The 19,012-nt window shown below is 66.5% G+C and carries 19 protein-coding genes; 12 read left to right on the forward strand and 7 right to left on the reverse strand.

The genetic code is table 11. The annotated features are described in order from the left end of the window. Positions 1–109 precede the first annotated feature (109 nt). The 4 genes from KDK82_RS32850 to KDK82_RS19985 form a co-directional block, all read right to left on the reverse strand. Positions 110–262, reverse strand: a complete 153-nt coding sequence (locus tag KDK82_RS32850) for a TonB-dependent receptor (RefSeq protein ID WP_179217951.1) — start codon at positions 260–262, stop codon at positions 110–112. Further along, positions 235–567, reverse strand: a complete 333-nt coding sequence (locus KDK82_RS33465) for a TonB-dependent receptor plug domain-containing protein (RefSeq protein ID WP_088166007.1) — start codon at positions 565–567, stop codon at positions 235–237. Before KDK82_RS33465 ends, KDK82_RS32850 begins: the two co-directional genes overlap by 28 nt. Before the next feature lie 9 nt (positions 568–576). Continuing rightward, on the reverse strand, positions 577–1,548 hold the full coding sequence (locus tag KDK82_RS19980; RefSeq protein ID WP_088166008.1) for an MBL fold metallo-hydrolase: 972 nt from the start codon (positions 1,546–1,548) through the stop codon (positions 577–579). 86 nt (positions 1,549–1,634) lie between these two features. Next, positions 1,635–3,335 (reverse strand): AMP-binding protein, encoded by a 1,701-nt coding sequence (locus KDK82_RS19985; protein ID WP_034390222.1) that lies wholly within the window; start codon positions 3,333–3,335, stop codon positions 1,635–1,637. A 170-nt stretch (positions 3,336–3,505) separates the two neighbouring features. Here KDK82_RS19985 and KDK82_RS19990 point away from each other — a divergent pair, with 170 nt between their 5' ends. Continuing rightward, positions 3,506–4,504, forward strand: coding sequence for a triacylglycerol lipase (locus tag KDK82_RS19990; RefSeq protein WP_088166009.1), 999 nt, complete (start codon positions 3,506–3,508; stop codon positions 4,502–4,504). Here KDK82_RS19990 and phhA read toward each other — a convergent pair. Both phhA and KDK82_RS20000 read right to left on the reverse strand, forming a co-directional pair. Continuing rightward, a complete protein-coding gene (phhA, locus tag KDK82_RS19995; protein ID WP_088166348.1) occupies positions 4,453–5,349 on the reverse strand; it encodes a phenylalanine 4-monooxygenase in 897 nt (298 codons plus the stop codon). The two genes, KDK82_RS19990 and phhA, sit on opposite strands and share 52 nt — an antisense overlap. Before the next feature lie 64 nt (positions 5,350–5,413). Continuing rightward, on the reverse strand, positions 5,414–6,496 hold the full coding sequence (locus KDK82_RS20000; RefSeq protein ID WP_081816118.1) for a tripartite tricarboxylate transporter substrate binding protein: 1,083 nt from the start codon (positions 6,494–6,496) through the stop codon (positions 5,414–5,416). Between the two features lie 375 nt (positions 6,497–6,871). On the opposite strand from KDK82_RS20000, the gene KDK82_RS20005 reads away from it, so the two are divergent. The 10 genes from KDK82_RS20005 to rfbC all read left to right on the forward strand — a co-directional run bounded on the left by KDK82_RS20005 (position 6,872) and on the right by rfbC (position 16,454). Further along, entirely contained in the window at positions 6,872–7,354 is a 483-nt protein-coding gene (locus KDK82_RS20005) for an Lrp/AsnC family transcriptional regulator (RefSeq protein ID WP_012203199.1), read from the forward strand. Between the two features lie 137 nt (positions 7,355–7,491). Continuing rightward, positions 7,492–8,217, forward strand: a complete 726-nt coding sequence (locus tag KDK82_RS20010) for a GNAT family N-acetyltransferase (RefSeq protein WP_013804260.1) — start codon at positions 7,492–7,494, stop codon at positions 8,215–8,217. Between the two features lie 106 nt (positions 8,218–8,323). Further along, positions 8,324–9,205, forward strand: coding sequence for an HlyC/CorC family transporter (locus tag KDK82_RS20015; RefSeq protein WP_013804259.1), 882 nt, complete (start codon positions 8,324–8,326; stop codon positions 9,203–9,205). Between the two features lie 74 nt (positions 9,206–9,279). Next, complete coding sequence (lnt, locus tag KDK82_RS20020; RefSeq protein ID WP_088166010.1) at positions 9,280–10,920, forward strand: apolipoprotein N-acyltransferase; 1,641 nt, start codon at positions 9,280–9,282, stop codon at positions 10,918–10,920. 178 nt (positions 10,921–11,098) lie between these two features. After that, complete coding sequence (gene fabA, locus KDK82_RS20025) at positions 11,099–11,623, forward strand: bifunctional 3-hydroxydecanoyl-ACP dehydratase/trans-2-decenoyl-ACP isomerase (RefSeq protein WP_012203203.1); 525 nt, start codon at positions 11,099–11,101, stop codon at positions 11,621–11,623. After that, positions 11,620–12,843 carry a beta-ketoacyl-ACP synthase I gene (gene fabB / locus KDK82_RS20030; RefSeq protein ID WP_088166011.1) on the forward strand — a complete coding sequence of 408 codons (1,224 nt, stop codon included), beginning with the start codon at positions 11,620–11,622 and terminating at the stop codon, positions 12,841–12,843. The genes fabA and fabB overlap by 4 nt, the downstream gene beginning before the upstream one ends. 164 nt (positions 12,844–13,007) lie before the next feature. Continuing rightward, on the forward strand, positions 13,008–14,078 hold the full coding sequence (rfbB, locus tag KDK82_RS20035; protein WP_088166012.1) for a dTDP-glucose 4,6-dehydratase: 1,071 nt from the start codon (positions 13,008–13,010) through the stop codon (positions 14,076–14,078). Next, positions 14,075–14,977, forward strand: a complete 903-nt coding sequence (gene rfbD, locus KDK82_RS20040; protein WP_088166013.1) for a dTDP-4-dehydrorhamnose reductase — start codon at positions 14,075–14,077, stop codon at positions 14,975–14,977. Before rfbB ends, rfbD begins: the two co-directional genes overlap by 4 nt. 41 nt (positions 14,978–15,018) lie before the next feature. Then, complete coding sequence (gene rfbA / locus KDK82_RS20045; RefSeq protein ID WP_088166014.1) at positions 15,019–15,909, forward strand: glucose-1-phosphate thymidylyltransferase RfbA; 891 nt, start codon at positions 15,019–15,021, stop codon at positions 15,907–15,909. Next, complete coding sequence (gene rfbC, locus KDK82_RS20050; RefSeq protein WP_088166015.1) at positions 15,906–16,454, forward strand: dTDP-4-dehydrorhamnose 3,5-epimerase; 549 nt, start codon at positions 15,906–15,908, stop codon at positions 16,452–16,454. Before rfbA ends, rfbC begins: the two co-directional genes overlap by 4 nt. 6 nt (positions 16,455–16,460) lie before the next feature. Here rfbC and KDK82_RS20055 read toward each other — a convergent pair whose 3' ends face one another. Continuing rightward, entirely contained in the window at positions 16,461–17,342 is an 882-nt protein-coding gene (locus KDK82_RS20055) for a LysR substrate-binding domain-containing protein (RefSeq protein WP_034398134.1), read from the reverse strand. Positions 17,343–17,552: 210 nt separating this feature from the next. Here KDK82_RS20055 and KDK82_RS20060 point away from each other — a divergent pair, with 210 nt between their 5' ends. Beyond that, the gene (locus KDK82_RS20060; protein ID WP_071954321.1) at positions 17,553–19,004 is read left to right on the forward strand and encodes an NCS1 family nucleobase:cation symporter-1; all 1,452 of its coding nucleotides are present in this window, start codon (positions 17,553–17,555) and stop codon (positions 19,002–19,004) included. Positions 19,005–19,012: the final 8 nt, after the last annotated feature.

Consider the following 19,012-nt stretch of genomic DNA (forward strand, 5'->3'; position numbering starts at 1 on the left):
GGATCAGGCTGTTTTGCCTGGAGTGAGAATGGTAATGATTCTTAATAAAAATATAAGAATAATCTGATAGCCGTATGGATGGCAGTTGCCACCCGGCAACAGCCCTGCATCAGAACTTCAGCGTGGCGACCAGCCTGGCCGAGCGTGCCACGCCCGGGATGTAGCGCGCGCCGTTGTTGTTCAGGCTGGCGATGTAACGCTGGTTGGCGAGGTTGTAGACGTTCAGCTGCAGGCTCAGGTTCTTGCTGAGCTCCCAGGCCATGAAGGCGTACAGCGCAAGGGTCTTGGTGTGGCCTTCGTTGATCTGGCCGGTAATAGCGGATGTCCTGGCCCGTGATCGCGTCGCTGACGCCCGGATCGTAGAGATTGGCGGGCGCCAGGGCGCCTGCGCCCGTACTCGGAACCCGAGGCGCCCTTGACGATCTCGATGTCCTCGATGTTGAAGGTGTCGCGCACCGGGCTGCCCAGGTTGCGCACGCCGTCGATGAAGATGCTGCCCGTGGTGCCGCAGCCGCGCAGTGCTTGCGGCCGGTGATGTGATTGGCGTGGTTTGCGTCTATCGCAGATCTGTTTCGTTCAGGCGTTGTGAACCCATTCGCCCTCGCGCTGCGCCGCGCCCGATTGCACCAGCGCATCCACCAGCGTGCGGCTCCAGTGCTCGGCGGTCTCGTGGCTGAAATAGCCTGCGTGCAGCGTGCCGAAGTAGGGCGTGGCGGCCAGCCAAGCCAGCAGATCGGTGGTGCGTATGCGCTGCCAGTCCAGCAGCCGGTACTTGAGCAGCACCTTGGCCGCGTAGAGCGCGTGGCGCTCGGGTGCGCGCACAAAGCCGTCCAGGCGGCGGCGCGCCGTGTCCAGCGCGGCGGCCACGCCGGTGAAAACGCCGCCGTGGCCGGGGACGATGGTGAGCGGTGCCAGGCCTTCGATCACGTCGAGCGTGGCGGCCACTTCGTCGAAGGCGCTCAGGCCCTCGATCTCGGGGAAGACCACGCCGAAGCCGTTTTCCCAGAGTGCGTCGGCCGAGATCAGGGTGCGGCTGGCGGGCTCGAACAGGATGATGGAGTGCGGATCGTGCCCGGGCGCGGCATGGATCTGCCAGTCGCGCCCCGACAGCCGCACGCTGGTGCCGGGCTGCAGCACGCCGGTCAGCGCAAATTGCGGGCATTCCTGGCCGGTGGGCGTGTAGCTCAGTGCAGCGGGGTTCCAGTCGCGCACGAAGGCGGCCTGGCCCGGTGCGGCGTAGGTCCGGGCCTGCGGCCAGTGCGCCTGCAAGGCAGCATTGCCGCCGCAGTGATCGCTGTGCAGATGGGTGTTGAGGATGCGTGCCAGCGGTTGGCCGGCCAGCGTCTGCTCGACCAGCAGCACGGTCTGCCCGGCATGGCTGACGTAGCCGGTATCGACCACGGCAGCGCCGTCGTCCTGCGGGTCGTCTACAGGAACATCGGCATCGGCGGCGAAGACGATGTTGTTGGCCGACAGCCAGCCGCGCTCCAGCACGGTCATGCCGGGGGGCAGCGCGGCGCTGTCGCTGGTTGGGGCGGAGGTTGTCATGAGGAGGCGAGGCGGCTTTTGCCCGAGGCTAACAGCCGCAGGCAGCCACGGCTGACGCGTGGGCTACAGCTGCGGCCGTGCGGGTTTCAGGCGGGATCGCGCAGGGCGCGCCTGAGGATCTTGCCTACGTTGGTCTTGGGCAGTTCGTCGCGGAACTCCACCGTGCGCGGGCGCTTGTAGCCGGTGAGCTGGTCATGGCAAAAGCGCATCACCTGATCCTCGGTCAGTGCCGGGTCGCTGCGCACCACGTAGACCTTGATGGCCTCGCCCTGGCGCTCGTCGGCCACGCCCACGGCTGCGCATTCGAGCACGCCGGGGCACATGGAGATCACGTTCTCCAGCTCGTTCGGATAGACGTTGAAGCCGCTGACCACCATCATGTCCTTCTTGCGGTCGATGATGCGGGTGAAGCCCTCCTGGTCCATCACGCCGATGTCGCCGGTGCGCATGTAGCCGTCGGCCGTGAAGGCCTTGGCGGTTTCGTCGGGCTGGTTGTAGTAGCCGCGCATGACGTTGGGGCCCTTGATGCACAGCTCGCCGGCCTCTCCCATGGGCAGGTCGCGGCCTTCGTCGTCCTTGATGGCGATGGAGATGCCCGGCAGCGGCAGGCCGATGGTGCCGCTGAAGGAGGTGGTGATGACGGGGTTGTTGGTGCCGATGGCGCAGGTCTCGCTCATGCCCCAGCCTTCGATCATCACGCTGCCCGTGACCTGTTGCCACTGGCGCGCCGTGCCCTCGCTGGCGGCCATGCCCCCGGCCTGCGACACGCGCAGTTGCGAGAAGTCCAGCTCGCGGAACTGGGCGTTGTTGAGCAGGGCGTTGAACAGGGTGTTGACGGCCGGCAGGATGTGGAAGGGCCGTTTTTGCAGCACCTTGACGAACTTGGGGATGTCGCGCGGATTGGGGATCAGGCTCAGGCTGGCGCCCATGCGCATGGCAAACAGGCTCACCGTGAGCGCGAAGATGTGGTACAGCGGCAGCGCCGCGATGATGTGCGTGTCCTGGGCCTTCACGCGGCCATGCAGCGCGGGCGTGAACCAGGCATGGGCCTGCAGCGTGGCGGCCACGATGCAGCGGTGGGTGAGCACGGCGCCCTTGGACAGGCCCGTGGTGCCGCCCGTGTACTGCAGAAAGGCCACCGAATCCAGCCCCGCCTGGCTGGGCCGCAGCTCTTTCTGGGCGCCGCGCGCCAGCGCCTGGGAAAAGGTCGTGACCTCGCGCACCGTGCCGCCTGCGCCGTCCAGCGGCAGGCTGTAGGCCGGCACCATCTTGGCCAGGTGGCGCACGGCGAAGGTGATCCAGCTGCCATACATGCCGCCCAGCAGATCGCCCATGGCCGTGACGCAGACATGGCGTATGGCGCTGCGCTCGATCACGTCGGCCAGGGTGTGGGCGAAGTTCTCCAGGATGATGATGGCCGTGGCGCCCGAGTCCTTGAGCTGGTGCTCCAGCTCGCGCGGGGTGTACAGCGGATTGACGTTGACGCAGGTGTAGCCGGCGCGCAGCACGGCCGCCATGCTGACGGCGAACTGCGGCACATTGGGCAGCATGATGGCCACGCGCGCATCGGGCTCCAGGCCCAGCCCCTGCAGCCAGGCGCCCAGGCGGGTGGACAGCTGGTCCAGCTCGCGGTAGCTCATCCAGCGGTCCATGCAGACCGAAAAGGGCAGGTCCGCATGCTGGGTGAAGGCCTCCTCCAGCAGGTGTGTGAGCGAGCGGTATTGCTCGGGATGCACCTCATGAGGCACATCGGCGGGATAGTTCTTGAGCCAGGGCGCAGCGTCCATGCAGGGTACCTTGGGTTGCTGGGAAGACAGGGGGACAGCGAAGTTGCAGGCGCCGGTCGGCCGGCCACCGCTGCGGCCGATTCTGGTCAGGCGGGTGCTTTGCGGTCTACACGGGGTTGTCCTAGGGCCTGTGCTACGTTGGTTTCTTTTTTCATTGGGGACGGGCTGCCGTGAACGCACGCATTCTGCAAATGGTGGCGCTGGGCACGCTGGCGGGCGCCGCGGCCTGGCTGGCATGGTGGTGGCCGCGTTCACCCGGGCTGGCGCTGGCGGGGGCGCTGCTGGGCCTGTGCTGGCCAGGCCTGCACCTGGGCCTGCAGATGCTGCTGATGCGCCGCGTGGTGCGCAGGGCGGGCGCGCCCGTGCCGTCATGGCGCACGGTGGTGGCAGCCTGGCTGGCCGAGTGGCGGTTGGCCGTGCAGGTGTTTGGCTGGCGGCTGCCGTTTCGCGCCCGTGCCCAGGCCGATGGCTGGCCTGAGGGCGGCACCACCGGCCAAGTGGGTGTGATGGGCCAGGTGGGCGTGGTGCTGGTCCACGGTTTCTTCTGCAACCGCGCGGTCTGGGCGCCCTGGCTGCGGCGGCTCAAGAAAGGCGGCATTGCCTGCGCTGCCATGACGCTGGAGCCGGCGCATGGCGCATCCATCGACGCCATGGTGGCCGACCTTGACGCCTGCGCGCGCCGCATGGCCCAGGCCACGGGGCGCGCTCCGCTGATCGTGGCGCACAGCATGGGCGGCCTGGTGGTGCGGGCCTGGCTGGGGCAACTGTCGGCGCAGGAGCGCCCGCAACTGGCGGCCCATGTGGTGACGCTGGCCACCCCGCACCGTGGCACCTGGATGGCGCGCTTCGCCCATGGCCTGCCGGCGCTGCAGATGCGCACGGACAGCCCCTGGTTGCAGCGCCTGGGGCCGCCGCCCTCGGACGTGCCCTTCAGCTGCTGGTGGAGCTGCTGCGACAACATCGTCTTTCCATTCCCCGTGGCCACGCTGCCGGGGCAGGATGCGCACCGCCTGGACGATGTGGCCCACGTGCAGCTGGTGTTCGACGAGCGCGTCTGGCGCTTTTGCCTGGCGCTGCGCGAGCGGCTTCAGGCTGCAGATTCCTGCAGCGCCGTTTCCTACAGAGCGACCTCGCCCGGCAGCAGCGCATCTGCCGCGACGGTGGGCTGATCGCGCAACTGGCGGTACAGCGGCTCGAAATCGGCGGCCGTGAGGTCGAACAGCTGCTGCAGGTCGTCGATCACGAAGTAGGTGTGCTGGTAGGTGTCGATCTTGTAGAGCGTGCGCATGGCGCGCTCCAGCGACAGCGGCAGGCGCTGGGGCTCGGGGCTGCGCACCGAGTAGTTGAGTTCACCCGAAGAACTCAGAATGCCCGCGCCGTAGGCGCGCAGGCCGCCCTGCTCGCGGATCAGGCCGAACTCGATGGTGTACCAGTACAGGCGCGACAGCATCTCGCAGGCGCCCAGCTCGGCCGCCTTGAGCCCGCCCTGGCCGTAGGCCTGGATGTAGTCGGCGATGACGGGGTTGAACAGCAGCGGCACATGGCCGAAGAGGTCGTGGAAGACATCGGGCTCGACGATGTACTCGAACTCCTCGGGCTTGCGGATCCAGTCCGTGACCGGGAATTTGCGATTGGCCAGCAGCGAGAAGAAGGGCACCTCGGGAATCAGCCCGGGCACGCCGACGATCTCCCAGCCCGTGGCGCGGCGCAGGCGCTCGTTGACTTCCTCGAAGCGCGGAATGCGGTCCTTGGCGCCCAGCGAGGGCAGGGCGTCGATGAAGTGCTGGCTTGCCAGGCCCGGCAGCAGGGCGGACTGGCGCTCGTACAGGCGCCGGTAGGTGTCGTGGTCGGCCTCGGTGTAGGCGTCGTAGTCCTGCGCGCAGGTGTAGTCGTCGCTGGCGCGGCTGTAGTCGCCGCGCGGGGGGCGGTCGGCCTGGCCGTAGACCACGGGTGCCACACCGGGGGCGTGGGCGGGGGCGTGGGACGAGGTGGGGGTCGCTGCGGTGCTCATCATGGTGCTCTCCAAGGATCTTGTCATTGCCGCCCCGGGCCGGGGGCAGGCAAGGCACCTGCGCGGCTCAGAGCTGGCGGATTCGGGCGGCCTGTACCAGCAGGCCGTATTTGCTGTGCTCGGAACGCACAAAGCGCGCGAACTCCTGCAGTTGCAGTTCTTCGGGCAGCACGCCCATGGCGGACAGGGTGTCCTGCACCGGGCGGCTGCGCATGGCCTGCGAGAACGCGGCGGCATGGCGCTGCGCCTGTTCCGCGGGCCAGCTGGCCGGCGCAAACAGGCCGAACCAGTTGGCCATGTTGAAGCCCTGCACCGTGTCGTTGAGGCTGGGTACCTCGGGCAGCAGGGGCGCGCGCTCCAGCGTGGTCACGGCCAGGGCCTGCAGCCGCCCTGCGCGGATATGCGGCAGCGAAGACGCCAGGCTGTCGAACAGCAGGTCGGCCGATCCGTCGAGCAGGGCCGACAGTGCCGGCTGCGTGCCGCCGAAGGGCAGGTGCAGCAGCGGCAGCCGCGTGAGCATCTGGTACATCTCGCCCGACAGGTGGCCGCTGCTGCCCGGCCCGCCCGAGGCATAGCGCAGCGGCTGGCGGTGCTTGGCAAGAAAGCGCTGCAGGTCCAGCGGCGTGCGTATGCGCCACTGGCGTGCCAGATCGCTGCGCATGACCAGCACATTGGGCATGCGCGCCACCAGCACCAGCGGCTGGAAGTCGCGCAGCGGGTCGTAGCCCAGCTGGGGCTGCAGCCAGGGCAGCACGGCATGGGTGGCGGCCGCGCCCATCAGCAGCAAGCGGTCCTGGGCCGTGGCCTGGGCGACCATGTTGGAGCCCTTGGCGCCGCCGTCGCCCGGCACATAGAGGATTTGGATGGCTCCCAGCTTCGCGGTGCTGGCCTCCACCAGCGGCCGTGCCGTGCGGTCCAGCGGGCCGCCGGCCGCATAGGGAACGATCAGGGTCAGGGAGTCGGACTTCGCATCGCGCGTCTGGGCGGCGGAGGGCTGCTGGGCCTGCGCCGCCGCAGGCAGCCAGGGCAGGGCGGCCAGTGCTGCCAGCAGGCTGCGCCGCGCCAACCGGGCCGACGGCTGCGGGCCGGCTGGCGCAGGCGCTCGGGCATGGCGTGACATGGCGCGGTTGGCGTCGTGGCGGGGCGTCATGGCGTGAAGCGAAATGGAGGCGATCCCCGCAGTATAGGCAGCGTGGGCAGGCCGGAAGGCGTGGACGATGCATGTCCCGTTGGCGCTTGACTGTTTGCGCGCAGGCCTGGGCGGCAGCCTGGTTCAGCGGGGCATTCATGGGGATCTCCGGCCAGTTCAATGCAGGACAGTCGGACGGGCGCCATGGCCGGCGCCTGCGTCTTCTCGATCGGTGCTGTCACTGTAGGCGGGAGGGGCTTCAGCTTTTTGCCGTTTGCCCGTGGAGGGAAAATGCGAAATGCATGAAAATTGCGGAATTCTTTCGTTTATCGCAATTTAACTGGTTAATTCGGGTTAACCCTGAAGAAATCCGTACTTATTTACGAGTCCACCGCCATGAGCGCCACGCACAACATCGACAAACTGGATCGGGCCATTTTGCGCCGCCTGCAGGCCAACGGCAGGGAAACCTATGACGTCATCGGGGAGCAGGTCGGCCTGTCTCCCAGCGCCGTGCTGCGCCGGGTCAAGCGCCTGGAAGACGGCGGTGTGATCGATCGCTACGTGGCCCTGGTCCAGCCCGAGACGGTGGGCCTGGGGCTGACCGCCTATCTCAACGTGCGCCTGGAAAAGTACACCGAGACCAGCAAGCGCAACCCCATGGACGTGTTCCGCGCCAGCGTGCAGACTTGGCCCGAGGTGGTGGAGTGCGTGTCACTGACCGGCGAAATGGACTACCTGATGCGCGTGGTCGTGGCCGATATGCAGCACTACACGCGCTTCGTCATGGACACCTTGCTCAAGCACCCCAGCGTGCAGGACTGCAAGACCAGCTTCGTGATGGACCGGGTGAAGGTGACCACGGCGGTGCCTCTGTAGCCACGAAGGCTCGGACAGGGGCCTGGCTGTCGAGAAGTGCAGGGAGGGAAAATTGGTTTGCATGCCAAAACCTTACGGTTTTGTTGCATTGCAATATCTCCGTTGCTCGACATCGGGTTTTTACCTATATTTGAGCCATGAATGCATCCAAAGACTGGTTGAAGGCGTCCTGGCAGGCCGGCCGGGACATGTTGCGTGCGAGCGCAGGCCAGCCGCACCGTCCCGATGGGCGCTCCGCGTCCATGGTGCCCATTCGCTCGCTGGGCCCGTCCCACCGCGAGCGCGTGGTGGCGCATTTGCTCAAGCTCGATGAAGGCGACCGCTACCTGCGCTTCGGCTATGCCGCCAGCGACGAGCAGGTCCGCCGCTATGCCATGCAGCTCGACTTCGAGCGCGATGACATCTTCGGCATCTACAACCGCCGTCTCGAACTGATCGCCATGGCGCACCTGGCCTTTGCCTCGCATCCCGAGCACAAGAGCTGCGCCGAATTCGGCGTCTCCGTGCTCAAGCAGGCACGTGGCCGTGGCTATGGCGGGCGCCTGTTCAACCGCGCCGTGATCCATGCACGCACCAAGGGCGTGTCCATGATGTTCATCCACGCGCTGTCGGAGAACACGGCCATGCTCAGGATTGCGCGCAAGGCCGGCGCCACCATCAAGCGCGATGGTTCCGAATCCGAGGCCTACCTGCAACTGCCGCCCGCGGGCATCGACACGCACATGGCGTCTCTGATGACCGAGCACATCGGCGAGGTGGACTACCAGTTCAAGAAGCAGGCCAAGCAGTTCTGGGATTTCCTGGCCGACGTGCAGGAAATCCGCCGTGGCGTGCAGGATGGCCGCCACCAGGCCGGCGAATAAGCGCAAAACGCCGCAAGGGGATTTGGCGCAGCGCATGCAGGGGTGACGGAGCAATCCGCTATCCTTGCAGCTTGTTTCACTACCGCACGTCCTGCACTCCAAGACAGTGTCCGACCCCCATCCTGCGCGCTCTTCCGAGAAGGAAAGCAAGCGAAGCTTCCTGCAAAAGGTGGCCGAGTTCATTCACCCGGCCCCCGACTCTCCCGACGAGCTGATCGAGACCCTGGCCGACGCCGAGGACAATCAGGTCATCGGCCCCGAGTCGCGCGTCATGCTCGAACGCGTGATCCGCATGGCCGACATGACGGCCGGCGACGTCATGGTCGCAGCCCCTCGCATGGACCTGGTCAACATCGACGCGCCGTTCGATGAATTGCTGCACCAGGTCATCACCACGGCCCATTCGCGCTTCCCGGTCTACCAGGGCGAGCGCGAGAACATCATCGGCATCCTGCTGGCCAAGGACCTGCTCAAGCTGCAGCGTTCGCCGGACCTGAACATCCGCGCCCTGCTGCGCCCCGCCGCCTTCGTGCCGGAGAGCAAGGGCCTGAACGATCTGCTGCGTGAATTCCGGGGCAACCGCAACCACCTCGCCGTGGTCATCGACGAGTTCGGCCGCGTGGCGGGCCTTGTGACCATCGAGGACGTGCTGGAGGAAATCGTCGGCGAGATCGAGGACGAGTTCGACATTCCCGAGGACGAGGGCGACATCTTCGCCCTGGCCGACAACAGCTACCGCGTGGCGGGCGACACCACCATCGAGCATGTGAACGAGACCTTCGAGGTCGCTCTGCATGCCCGCGATCCCGACGATGAGTTCGACACCATCGGCGGCCTGATCGCCCACGAAATGGGCCATGTGCCCAAGCGCGGCGAGCAGATCCATCTGGCGGGCCTGGAATTCACCGTGCTGCACACCAAGGGCGGCGCCGTGCGCTGGTTCAAGGTGGTGCGCGATCCCGCTGCCGACAGCCTGCTGCGCAGCTGAGCGCTGCGCCTGAATCTGCCCTTGGCTGGACCTCTCTCACCCGAGACCTACCTCTTTTTGCGCACAACCGGCCGATGCCCCTGTCCAGTTCTTCCGCTTTCTCGCAAGACGGCCGGCGCATGGGCCGGTTCGCCCATGGCGTGCTGCTGCTTGTGGCCGGTGCAGCGCAGGCCCTGTCACTGGCCTGGCCCTGGGCGCGCGGGCAAGGTGACGGGCCGCTGAGCCTCATCGGCGGCTATGGCCGCCCGCTGTGGTGGCTGCAGATTCTGTCGCTGGCCGTGCTGGCGCGCGCCCTGCAGACGGCGCAGCGTCCGGCCCAGGCGGCAGGGCGTGCCATGCTGTTCGCCACGGCCTGGCTGGTGGCCACCTTCTGGTGGCTGTTCATCTCCATGCATGTCTATGGCGGCCTGCCTGCGCCGCTGGCCGTTGCCGCCGTGCTGGCGCTTGCGGCGTTTCTGGGCAGCTACTACGCGGTGGCAGCCTGGGGTTGGCAAAGGCTGCGCCCTGCTGGTGCGGCGGGTGGCGCGCTGCTGTTTTCCGCCGTCTGGCTGCTGGCCGAGCTGGCGCGTGGCTGGCTGTGGACCGGCTTTCCCTGGGGCGCGGGCGGTTATGCCCATGTGGAAGGCCCCTTGTCCGTGCTGCCGCGCTGGATTGGCGTCTATGGCACGGGCGCCGTGGCGGCCTGGCTGGCATATGGGCTGGCTGCCTTGCTGGACAGACAGGGTCTCCGGCCCGTCCGCCTGGTGGTCACTGCAGCGGCGCTGGTCCTGGCCTGGGGCGGGCTGTGGTGGCTTCGCGATGCCGCCATCAATGCACCGTCGGCCGAACGGCCGGCGCTGAGCGTGGCCTTGCTGCAGGGCAATATCCCGCAGGATGAGAAATTCGAGGCCGGCAGCGGCATTCCGCTGGCGCTGGGCTGGTACGGGCGCGAGCTGCGCGCGGCCACCGCGCAACTGGTCGTGGCGCCTGAGACGGCCGTTCCCCTGCTGCCCCAGCAACTGCCCGAGGAATACCTGGACCTGCTGCGCGAACCGTATCTGAAGAAGGACGGCCGGCAGGCAGCGCTGCTGGGCATTCCCCTGGGGTCGGAAGAGGCTGGCTACACGAACTCGGTCGTGGGCTGGCAGCCCGGCCAGATCCAGGACTACCAATACGACAAGCACCATCTGGTGCCCTTCGGGGAGTTCATCCCGCCGCTGTTTCGCTGGTTCACGCAGATGATGAACATACCGCTGGGCGACTTCAACCGCGGCGCGCTGGGCCAGGCTTCCATGGCCTGGGCCGGCGAGCGTCTGTCGCCCAACATCTGTTACGAGGATTTGTTTGGCGAGGAGTTGGGTGCGCATTTTGGCAACGCGGCGAAGGCGCCGACGGTGCTGGTGAATTTCAGCAACATCGGATGGTTTGGCGACAGCGTGGCCATCGACCAGCATCTGGCCATCAGCCGCATGCGCGCGCTGGAATTCGAGCGTCCCATGCTGCGCGCCACCAACACCGGCGCCACGGTTGCCATCGACCACCGGGGTGTGGTCACGCAGGCGCTGGTGCCTTACGAGCGCGCCGTGCTGCAGGCCAGCGTGCAGGGGCGCGAGGCCTTGACGCCATTCGCGCGCTGGGTGCACGCGGCAGGTCTGGTGCCGCTGTGCCTGGCTGCATTGGCGGTGCTGGCTGTGGCGTGGATCAGGCGCCGCAAGCGGCCGGTGCAAGGGCTGTAGCCAAGGCCCGCGACCTGGGTCGGCGTGGCTTTTGTGGCAGAGTTTTGATGCGGCCTCGGGGTTTTGTTGCAGTCTGGCAACGTTCAACCCCGATAATGCGCGGCTGCATGGTCCGCTGCGGGCCGCACCCATTCAGAGATAGAGGTGGCGTCAGTGCCGCCGTGGAGCAAGTTAGACAATGGCCGATTCTTTTTCGTATGAGCAACTGATCGCTTCGGGCGAAGGCAAGCTGTTTTCCGCAGACAGCGGACGTCTTCCCCTGCCTCCCATGTTGATGTTCGACCGCATCACGCACATCGACACCGATGGTGGCGCCCACGGCCTGGGCAAGATCGTCGCCGAACTCGACATCAAGCCTGATCTCTGGTTCTTCGATTGCCATTTCCGGGGCGATCCCGTCATGCCCGGCTGCCTGGGCCTGGACGCCATGTGGCAGTTGATCGGCTTTTACCTGACCTGGCTGCGCCTTCCCGGCCGTGGCCGCGCCCTGGGCGCCGGCGAGGTCAAGTTCACGGGCGAAGTGGGTCCTGACGTCAAGCTGGTGACCTACGAAATCAACATCAAGCGCGTGATCAAGCGCAAGCTCAACATGGCCATCGGCGATGCACGCCTGCTGGCCGATGGCAAGGAAATCTACGTGGCCAATGACCTGCGCGTGGGTCTGTTCCTGCGCGAGGGTGAAGGCCAGGGAACGGCAGCATGACCAAACGTCGCGTAGTCATCACCGGCGCGGGCATTGTCTCGTGCATCGGCAACGACCTCGATACCGTGGAGACCTCGCTGCGCGAGGGCCGCACGGGCATCAAGGCCATGCCGAAGTTCACCGAACTGGGCATGCGCAGCCAGGTGGCCGGTGTGCCGGAGATCGACGTCGAGGCACGGATCGATCGCAAGCAGCTGCGCTTCATGGGCGATGCGGCAGCCTATGCGCAGATCGCGCTGGAAGATGCCATCGCCCAGGCCGGCCTCACGCCCGAGCAGGTCAGCCATCCGCGCACGGGCCTGATCATGGGCTCGGGCGGCGGCTCGCCAGCCAACCAGATCGAGGCGGCTGACACATTGCGCGAGAAGGGCATTCGCCGCGTCGGTCCCTACCAGGTCACTCGCTGCATGAGCTCCACGGTGTCGGCCTGCCTGGCGACCAATTTCAAGGTCAAGGGCATCAACTACTCCATCACCTCGGCCTGCTCCACCTCGGCGCACTGCATCGGTGCTGCGGCACAGCAGATTGCCTGGGGCATGCAGGACGTGATGTTTGCCGGTGGCGGCGAAGAGCTGTCCTGGGGCATGGCCCTGCTGTTCGACGGCATGGGCGCCATGTCCAGCAAGCACAACGACCAGCCCGAAAAGGCTTCGCGCGCCTATGACGCCAACCGCGACGGTTTCGTGATCGCAGGCGGCGGCGGTGCCGTGGTGCTGGAAAGCCTGGAGCACGCCCAGGCCCGGGGTGCGAACATCCTGGCCGAAGTCGTGGGCTTTGGCGCCACCAGCGATGGCGAGGACATGGTCGCGCCCTCGGGCGACGGCGCCATCGCCTGCATGCAGCAGGCCCTTGAAGGCATCGAAGGCGGCGTGGACTACATCAACACCCACGGCACCTCCACGCCTGTGGGCGACATGCAGGAAGTGCGCGCCATGCGCGCGCTGTTCGGCGACCAGGTGCCGCCGTTCTCCTCCACCAAGTCGCTGACCGGCCACTCGCTGGGCGCGACCGGCGTGCAGGAAGCCATCTACTGCATGATCATGATGAACAAGGGCTTCATCGCAGGCTCGGTCAACGTGGACACGCCCGATCCGGCACTGGGCGACATGCCCCTGGTCACCCGCACGCGCGATGCCCAGTTGAACACCGTGCTGTCCAACAGCTTCGGCTTTGGCGGCACGAACGCCTCGCTGGTGCTGCGCCGCTGGCAGGGCCAGTGAACACGCCCTGGTGTGTAAAAGGCGTGTCCTGAAGGAAAAAGCCCGCCTCCTGCGGGCTTTTTTACTGGTGAGCGCCGACAATGCCCAGGTCGCGCGGGAGGCAGCACCCCATGCTGCTGCCGGATCCCCGCCCCAAGAACAATGAAATTTTGCAAGGTTGAACCATGATTCTTGTCACAGGCGGCGCTGGCTTCATCGGCGCCAATTTCGTGCTGGACTGGCTGGCTGCCGGCGATGAGCCGGTGCTCAACGTGGACAAGCTCACCTACGCCGGCAACCTCAAAAGCCTGGAGAGCCTGCAAGGCGATGCGCGCCATGTGTTCGTGCAGGCCGACATCGGCGATGGCGAAGTCCTGGCCCGACTGCTGGCCGAGCACCAGCCGCGCGCCGTGGTCAACTTCGCGGCCGAGAGCCATGTGGACCGCTCCATCCATGGCCCCGAGGACTTCATCCAGACCAACGTGGTCGGCACCTTCCGCCTGCTCGAAGCCGTGCGTTGCTACTGGAGCGCGCTGGATGCCGAGGCCAGGTCGGCCTTCCGTTTCCTGCATGTGTCCACCGACGAGGTCTACGGCAGCCTGGCGCCTGCGGCACCGGCCTTCACCGAAGACCATAACTACGAGCCCAACAGCCCGTACTCGGCCAGCAAGGCCGCCAGCGACCACCTGGTGCGCGCCTGGCACCACACCTACGGCCTGCCCGTGCTGACAACCAACTGCAGCAACAACTACGGCCCGCTGCACTTCCCCGAGAAGCTGATCCCGCTGATGATCGTCAACGCCCTGGCCGGCAAGCCGCTGCCCATCTATGGCGACGGCATGCAGGTACGCGACTGGCTTTATGTGCGCGACCACTGCAGCGCCATCCGCCGCGTGCTGGAGGCCGGCAGGCTGGGCGACACCTACAACGTGGGCGGCTGGAACGAGAAGCCCAACGTCGAGATCGTGAACACCGTCTGCGCCCTGCTCGACGAGCTGCGCCCCAAGGCCGATGGCACCAGCTACAGCGCACAGATCACCTATGTGAAGGACCGCCCCGGCCATGACCGGCGCTATGCCATTGACGCGCGCAAGCTCGAGCGTGAACTGGGCTGGAAGCCTGCCGAGACCTTCGAGACCGGCATCCGCAAGACCGTGCAGTGGTACCTGGACAACCCCGAATGGGTGGCCGATGTGCAGTCCGGCGCCTACCGCGAATGGGTCAGCCGCCAGTACACGGAGGGAGCCGGCGCATGAAGCTGCTGCTGCTGGGCCGCAATGGCCAGGTGGGCTGGGAGCTGCAGCGCAGCCTGGCGCCACTGGGCGAGCTGATTGCGCTGGACCGCCAGGGCGACGCTGGTGGCCAGGGCCTGTGCGGCGATCTCTCGCGCCTCGATGAGCTTGCACGCACCGTGCGCGCTCTGCGCCCCGATGTCATCGTCAATGCTGCGGCCCACACGGCCGTGGACAAGGCTGAAAGCGAGCCTGACCAGGCGCGGCTGCTCAACGCGCTGGCACCCCAAGTGCTGGCCCGCGAGGCGGCGCAGACCGGTGCACTGCTGGTGCACTACAGCACGGACTATGTCTTCGACGGCAGCGGCAGCGCCGCACGCACGGAGACCGAGGCCACGGCGCCGCTGTCCGTCTATGGCAGCAGCAAGCTCGAAGGCGAACAACTGATCCAGGCTTCGGGCTGCCGCCACCTGATCTTTCGCACCAGCTGGGTCTATGCGGCGCGCGGCGGCAACTTCGCCAAGACCATGCTGCGCCTGGCCCAGGAGCGCGAGGCGCTGAGCGTGATCGACGACCAATGGGGCGCACCGACGGGCGCGGACCTCATCGCCGACGTCACGGCCCATGCCATTCGCCAGCTGCAGCGCCAATCCGGCGACCAGGGTCTGTACCACCTGGTGGCCGGTGGCGAGACCACCTGGCACGCCTATGCCAGCCACGTGATCGCCCGCGCCCGCGAACTCGCGCCCGACCGGCCCTGGAAGGTGCAGCGCATAGCTGCCGTGCCCACGAGCGCCTTTCCCACCCCGGCGCAGCGTCCGAACAATTCCCGGCTGAACACCGACCGGCTGCAGCAGACCTTCGGCCTGCGCCTGCCCCACTGGCAGGCCGGCGTGGACCGCATGCTGCAGGAAATCATCTGAGCGCTGTCTCGCGACTCAGCACGAACGACAGGACCCACCCCATGAACGCGCAACGCAAAGGCATCATCCTCGCTGGCGGCTCCGGCACCCGCCTGCACCCGGCCACGCTGGCCATCAGCAAGCAGCTGCTGCCGGTCTACGACAAGCCGATGATCTACTACCCGCTGAGCGCCCTCATGCTCGCGGGCATCCGCGAAATCCTCGTGATCAGCACCCCGCAGGACACGCCGCGCTTCGAGCAATTGCTGGGCGACGGCTCGCAGTGGGGCCTGAAACTGGAGTACGCCGTCCAGCCCAGCCCGGATGGCCTGGCCCAGGCCTTTTTGATCGCCGAAGATTTCCTGGCCGGCGCCCCCAGCGCCCTGGTGCTGGGCGACAACATCTACTACGGACACGATTTCCCCCGCCTGCTCGAACGCGCTGACGCGCGCAGCGAAGGCGCCACGGTGTTTGCCTACCATGTGCAGGACCCGGAACGCTATGGCGTGGCCGAGTTCGATGCCCAGGGCCGGGTTCTTTCCCTGGAGGAAAAGCCCAAGCAGCCCAGGAGCAACTACGCGGTCACTGGCCTGTATTTCTACGATAACCAGGTCGTTGAGCTGGCCAAGTCCATCAAACCCTCGGCGCGCGGCGAGCTGGAAATCACCGACCTCAACCGCCTGTACCTGGACAAGGGCCAGCTCAATGTGGAGCTCATGGGCCGTGGCTATGCCTGGCTGGACACGGGCACGCATGACAGCCTGCTGGAAGCAGGACAGTTCATCGCCACGCTGCAGCAGCGCCAGGGCCTGAAGGTGTCATGCCCCGAGGAGATCGCCTTCCGCCAGGGCTGGATAGATCGCGCCCAGCTCGAGACGCTGGGCCAGGCCTTGGCCAAGAATGGCTACGGCCAGTACCTGCTGCAGATCCTCAAGGAAAAGGTGCACGCATGAAGGCAACACCCCTGGCCATCCCCGAGGTGATGCTGATCGAGCCCAAGGTGTTTGGTGACGATCGCGGCTTTTTCCTCGAAAGCTTCAACCAGCAGGCCTTCAGCCAGGCCACGGGCACGGACCACCAGTTCGTGCAGGACAACCACAGCCGCAGCAAGAAAGGCGTGCTGCGCGGCCTGCACTACCAGCTGCCGCCGCATGCCCAGGGCAAGCTCGTGCGCGTGGTGCGCGGCGCCGTGTTCGACGTGGCCGTGGACATCCGCAAGGGCTCGCCGACCTTCGGACAATGGGTGGGCGCCGAGTTGACGGAAGACAACCACCGCCAGCTGTGGGTGCCCCCAGGCTTTGCCCACGGTTTCGTGGTGCTCAGCGACAGCGCCGACTTCCTCTACAAGGCCACGGCCTTCTACGCGCCCCAGGCCGATCGCGGCATTGCCTGGAATGACCCTGTCATCGGCGTGCAATGGCCTCAACTGGACGTGGAGATGTCGCTGTCGGACAAGGATCTCAAGCAGCCGCTGCTGGCGGATGCCGAGCTGGCCTGAGCCGGTTTACATCTGGTCCGGCAGCACACCGCCCGGCACGGCTTCCTCCAGAAAGCCGGCGATCAGCCGGGCCTGGCGGCGTTCGCGCAGGCAGTACAGGTATTCGGGCAGGCGCGGCACGGGGCCGGCGAAGGGCAGGACGACGATGTCGGGGTGGGCCGAGGCTTCATGCCGGGCGAAGACGCTGATGCCCATGTCGCGGATCACGGCCTCGCGGATGGCTTCGCGGCTGGCGATTTCCATGATGTGGCGCGGTGCCAGGCCGGCGGCGGCCAGCATCTGTTCGGTGAGCTGGCGCGTCATGGAGCCGCGCTCGCGCAGGATCAGCGTGTCGTGCACCAGATCGGACGCCTGCACCATGGTGCGCTGCGCCAGCCGGTGGCTGCGGTGCACCAGCAGGGCCAGCGGGTCCTGGCCCAGCTCCACGCGCAGCAGGCGAGGATCGCTCTCCAGGTGTGACGAGGTCGCCAGGTCCACCTGGTAGTCCACCAGCGCCTGCACCATCTGGCGCGAGTTGCCGCCCACGATGGCCACTTCCACCCGCTCGAAGCGCCGCTGGTAGCGCTTGACGATGTCCAGCACGTAGTAGGGCGCCGTCGCGCCTATGCGCAGCTGGCCCTGGCTGGCATCGCCCGAATGGCGCAGCGCCGACTCCAGCTGAATGGTCTGCAGCAGCAATTGCTCGACCTGGGGCAGCAGGCGCAAGCCGGCATCGGTGATGGACAGCCGTCCGCCCTGGCGATGGAACAGCTCCACGCCGTAGTGCTCTTCCAGCGCGCGGATCTGGGTGGTCACGGTGGGCTGGCTCAGTGCGAGCTGGCGCGCGGCTTGCGTGATGCTGCCAAGGCGGGCGACCCAGAAAAAGGACTTGAGCTGCGTGACGAACATGGCGGGGTTGGAGGGAGGGGGGCGGCTCCATATTTCACCATGTCGCCGCAGCCCGAAGGCCTGCGGTGGCCGGGTATGTCCCGGGAAAAAACTCCTGGGCCCAAAGGCACACTTCTTGCATACCAGTTTGCGTGCCAGTTTGTGTGCCAGCTGATCATGGTTTTCGGCTGGTCTTGTGTCAGTGATTACTCGTGGTCAAGGAGCGCATCAATGGACATCCGCAACCCCTCGCCAGGTCTCTACAACGAAGATCTGGCGCCCACCAGGGACCGCCGCTGGGGCGCCTTCAGCATCTTCAACGTCTGGACTTCGGACGTGCACAGCCTCTGGGGCTACTACCTGGCGGCCAGCCTGTTTCTGCTGTGCGGCAGCTTCGTCAATTTTCTGATCGCCATCGGCATCAGTTCCCTGGTCATCTTTTTTCTGATGAACCTGGTGGGCTATGCGGGCGAGAAGACCGGCGTGCCCTACCCGGTGCTGGCGCGTGCCTCGTTCGGTGTCTGGGGAGCGAATCTGGCGGCGCTGGTGCGCGCCGTCGTGGCCTGCTTCTGGTATGGCGCGCAGACGGCGGCCGCCTCGGGCGCCATGGTGGCGCTGATGGTGCGCAATGACGCCCTGCTGTCCTTCCACCAGACCACGCACTGGCTGGGCCATTCGGGGCTGGAGGTGATCTGCTACGTGGTCATCTGGGCCTTGCAGCTGCTGATCATCCAAAGGGGCATGGAGACCGTGCGGCGATTCCAGGACTGGGCCGGGCCTGCCGTGTGGATCGCCATGCTGGTGCTGGCCATCGGGCTGTGCGTGAAGGCCGGCGGCTTCAGCTTCGACCACGGCATTCCCATGGATGTGCTGCTGGACAAGACCAAGGATGCGGGGGTGAGCGGCGCGCCGGGCAGCTTCTGGGCGCTGATGGCCGTGGGCGCGACCTGGATCACCTACTTTGCGGCGCTGTACCTGAACTTCTGCGACTTCTCGCGCTATGCGAAGAACAAGGAGGCGGTCGCCAAGGGCAACCTCTGGGGCCTGCCCGTGAACCTGATCGCGTTCTCGCTGGTGGCCGGCATCACCACGATTGCGGCCTTCAAGGTCTATGGCGAGGTGCTGCTGCACCCCGAGCAGATCTCGGCCAAGTTCGACAGCTGGGTGCTGGCCCTGCTGGCGGCCGTCACCTTTGCCGTGGCCACGCTGGGCATCAACGTGGTGGCCAACTTCGTCTCGGCGGCCTTCGATATTTCCAACGTGTTTCCCAAGCGCATCGACTTCAAGCGCGGCGGATACATCGCCGCACTGATCGCCCTGGCTCTCTACCCCTTTGCACCATGGGAGGGCGGCGCTGCCCACTTCGTGAACGCCATCGGCGCCACCATGGGGCCGCTGCTGGGCATCATCCTGGTGGACTACTACCTGGTGGCCAAGGGCAACATCAACGTGGCCGCGCTGTATGACGAGCATGGCGAGTACCGCTACGAGGGCGGCTGGAACGTCAACGCGCTCATCGCCACCGGCATCGGCAGCGTGTTCTCCACCATCCTGCCCAACTTCACCAGCCTGCTGCCGGTCTGGTGGGGCACCTACGGCTGGTTCTTCGGCGTGCTGATCGGCGGCAGCGTGTACTGGGTGATGGCCACGCTGCGCCCGCGCCGCATTCCGGCCGCGGCCTGAGGAGGCCG

Origin of the sequence: Delftia sp. K82, assembly GCF_002193035.1 — a bacterium.
Taxonomy (GTDB): Bacteria; Pseudomonadota; Gammaproteobacteria; order Burkholderiales; family Burkholderiaceae_C; genus Comamonas; species Comamonas acidovorans.

What these genes read in the sequence shown, in the direction of transcription:
- KDK82_RS32850 (WP_179217951.1), bottom strand. Translation starts at nt 262, where the DNA reads ATGGCCTGGGAGCTCAGCAAGAACCTGAGCCTGCAGCTGAACGTCTAC.
- KDK82_RS19980 (WP_088166008.1), bottom strand. Translation starts at nt 1,548, where the DNA reads ATGACAACCTCCGCCCCAACCAGCGACAGCGCCGCGCTGCCCCCCGGC.
- KDK82_RS19985 (WP_034390222.1), bottom strand. Translation starts at nt 3,335, where the DNA reads ATGGACGCTGCGCCCTGGCTCAAGAACTATCCCGCCGATGTGCCTCAT.
- phhA (WP_088166348.1), bottom strand. Translation starts at nt 5,349, where the DNA reads ATGATGAGCACCGCAGCGACCCCCACCTCGTCCCACGCCCCCGCCCAC.
- KDK82_RS20000 (WP_081816118.1), bottom strand. Translation starts at nt 6,496, where the DNA reads ATGACGCCCCGCCACGACGCCAACCGCGCCATGTCACGCCATGCCCGA.
- KDK82_RS20005 (WP_012203199.1), top strand. Translation starts at nt 6,872, where the DNA reads ATGAGCGCCACGCACAACATCGACAAACTGGATCGGGCCATTTTGCGC.
- KDK82_RS20010 (WP_013804260.1), top strand. Translation starts at nt 7,492, where the DNA reads ATGAATGCATCCAAAGACTGGTTGAAGGCGTCCTGGCAGGCCGGCCGG.
- lnt (WP_088166010.1), top strand. Translation starts at nt 9,280, where the DNA reads ATGCCCCTGTCCAGTTCTTCCGCTTTCTCGCAAGACGGCCGGCGCATG.
- fabA (WP_012203203.1), top strand. Translation starts at nt 11,099, where the DNA reads ATGGCCGATTCTTTTTCGTATGAGCAACTGATCGCTTCGGGCGAAGGC.
- fabB (WP_088166011.1), top strand. Translation starts at nt 11,620, where the DNA reads ATGACCAAACGTCGCGTAGTCATCACCGGCGCGGGCATTGTCTCGTGC.
- rfbB (WP_088166012.1), top strand. Translation starts at nt 13,008, where the DNA reads ATGATTCTTGTCACAGGCGGCGCTGGCTTCATCGGCGCCAATTTCGTG.
- rfbD (WP_088166013.1), top strand. Translation starts at nt 14,075, where the DNA reads ATGAAGCTGCTGCTGCTGGGCCGCAATGGCCAGGTGGGCTGGGAGCTG.
- rfbA (WP_088166014.1), top strand. Translation starts at nt 15,019, where the DNA reads ATGAACGCGCAACGCAAAGGCATCATCCTCGCTGGCGGCTCCGGCACC.
- rfbC (WP_088166015.1), top strand. Translation starts at nt 15,906, where the DNA reads ATGAAGGCAACACCCCTGGCCATCCCCGAGGTGATGCTGATCGAGCCC.
- KDK82_RS20055 (WP_034398134.1), bottom strand. Translation starts at nt 17,342, where the DNA reads ATGTTCGTCACGCAGCTCAAGTCCTTTTTCTGGGTCGCCCGCCTTGGC.
- KDK82_RS20060 (WP_071954321.1), top strand. Translation starts at nt 17,553, where the DNA reads ATGGACATCCGCAACCCCTCGCCAGGTCTCTACAACGAAGATCTGGCG.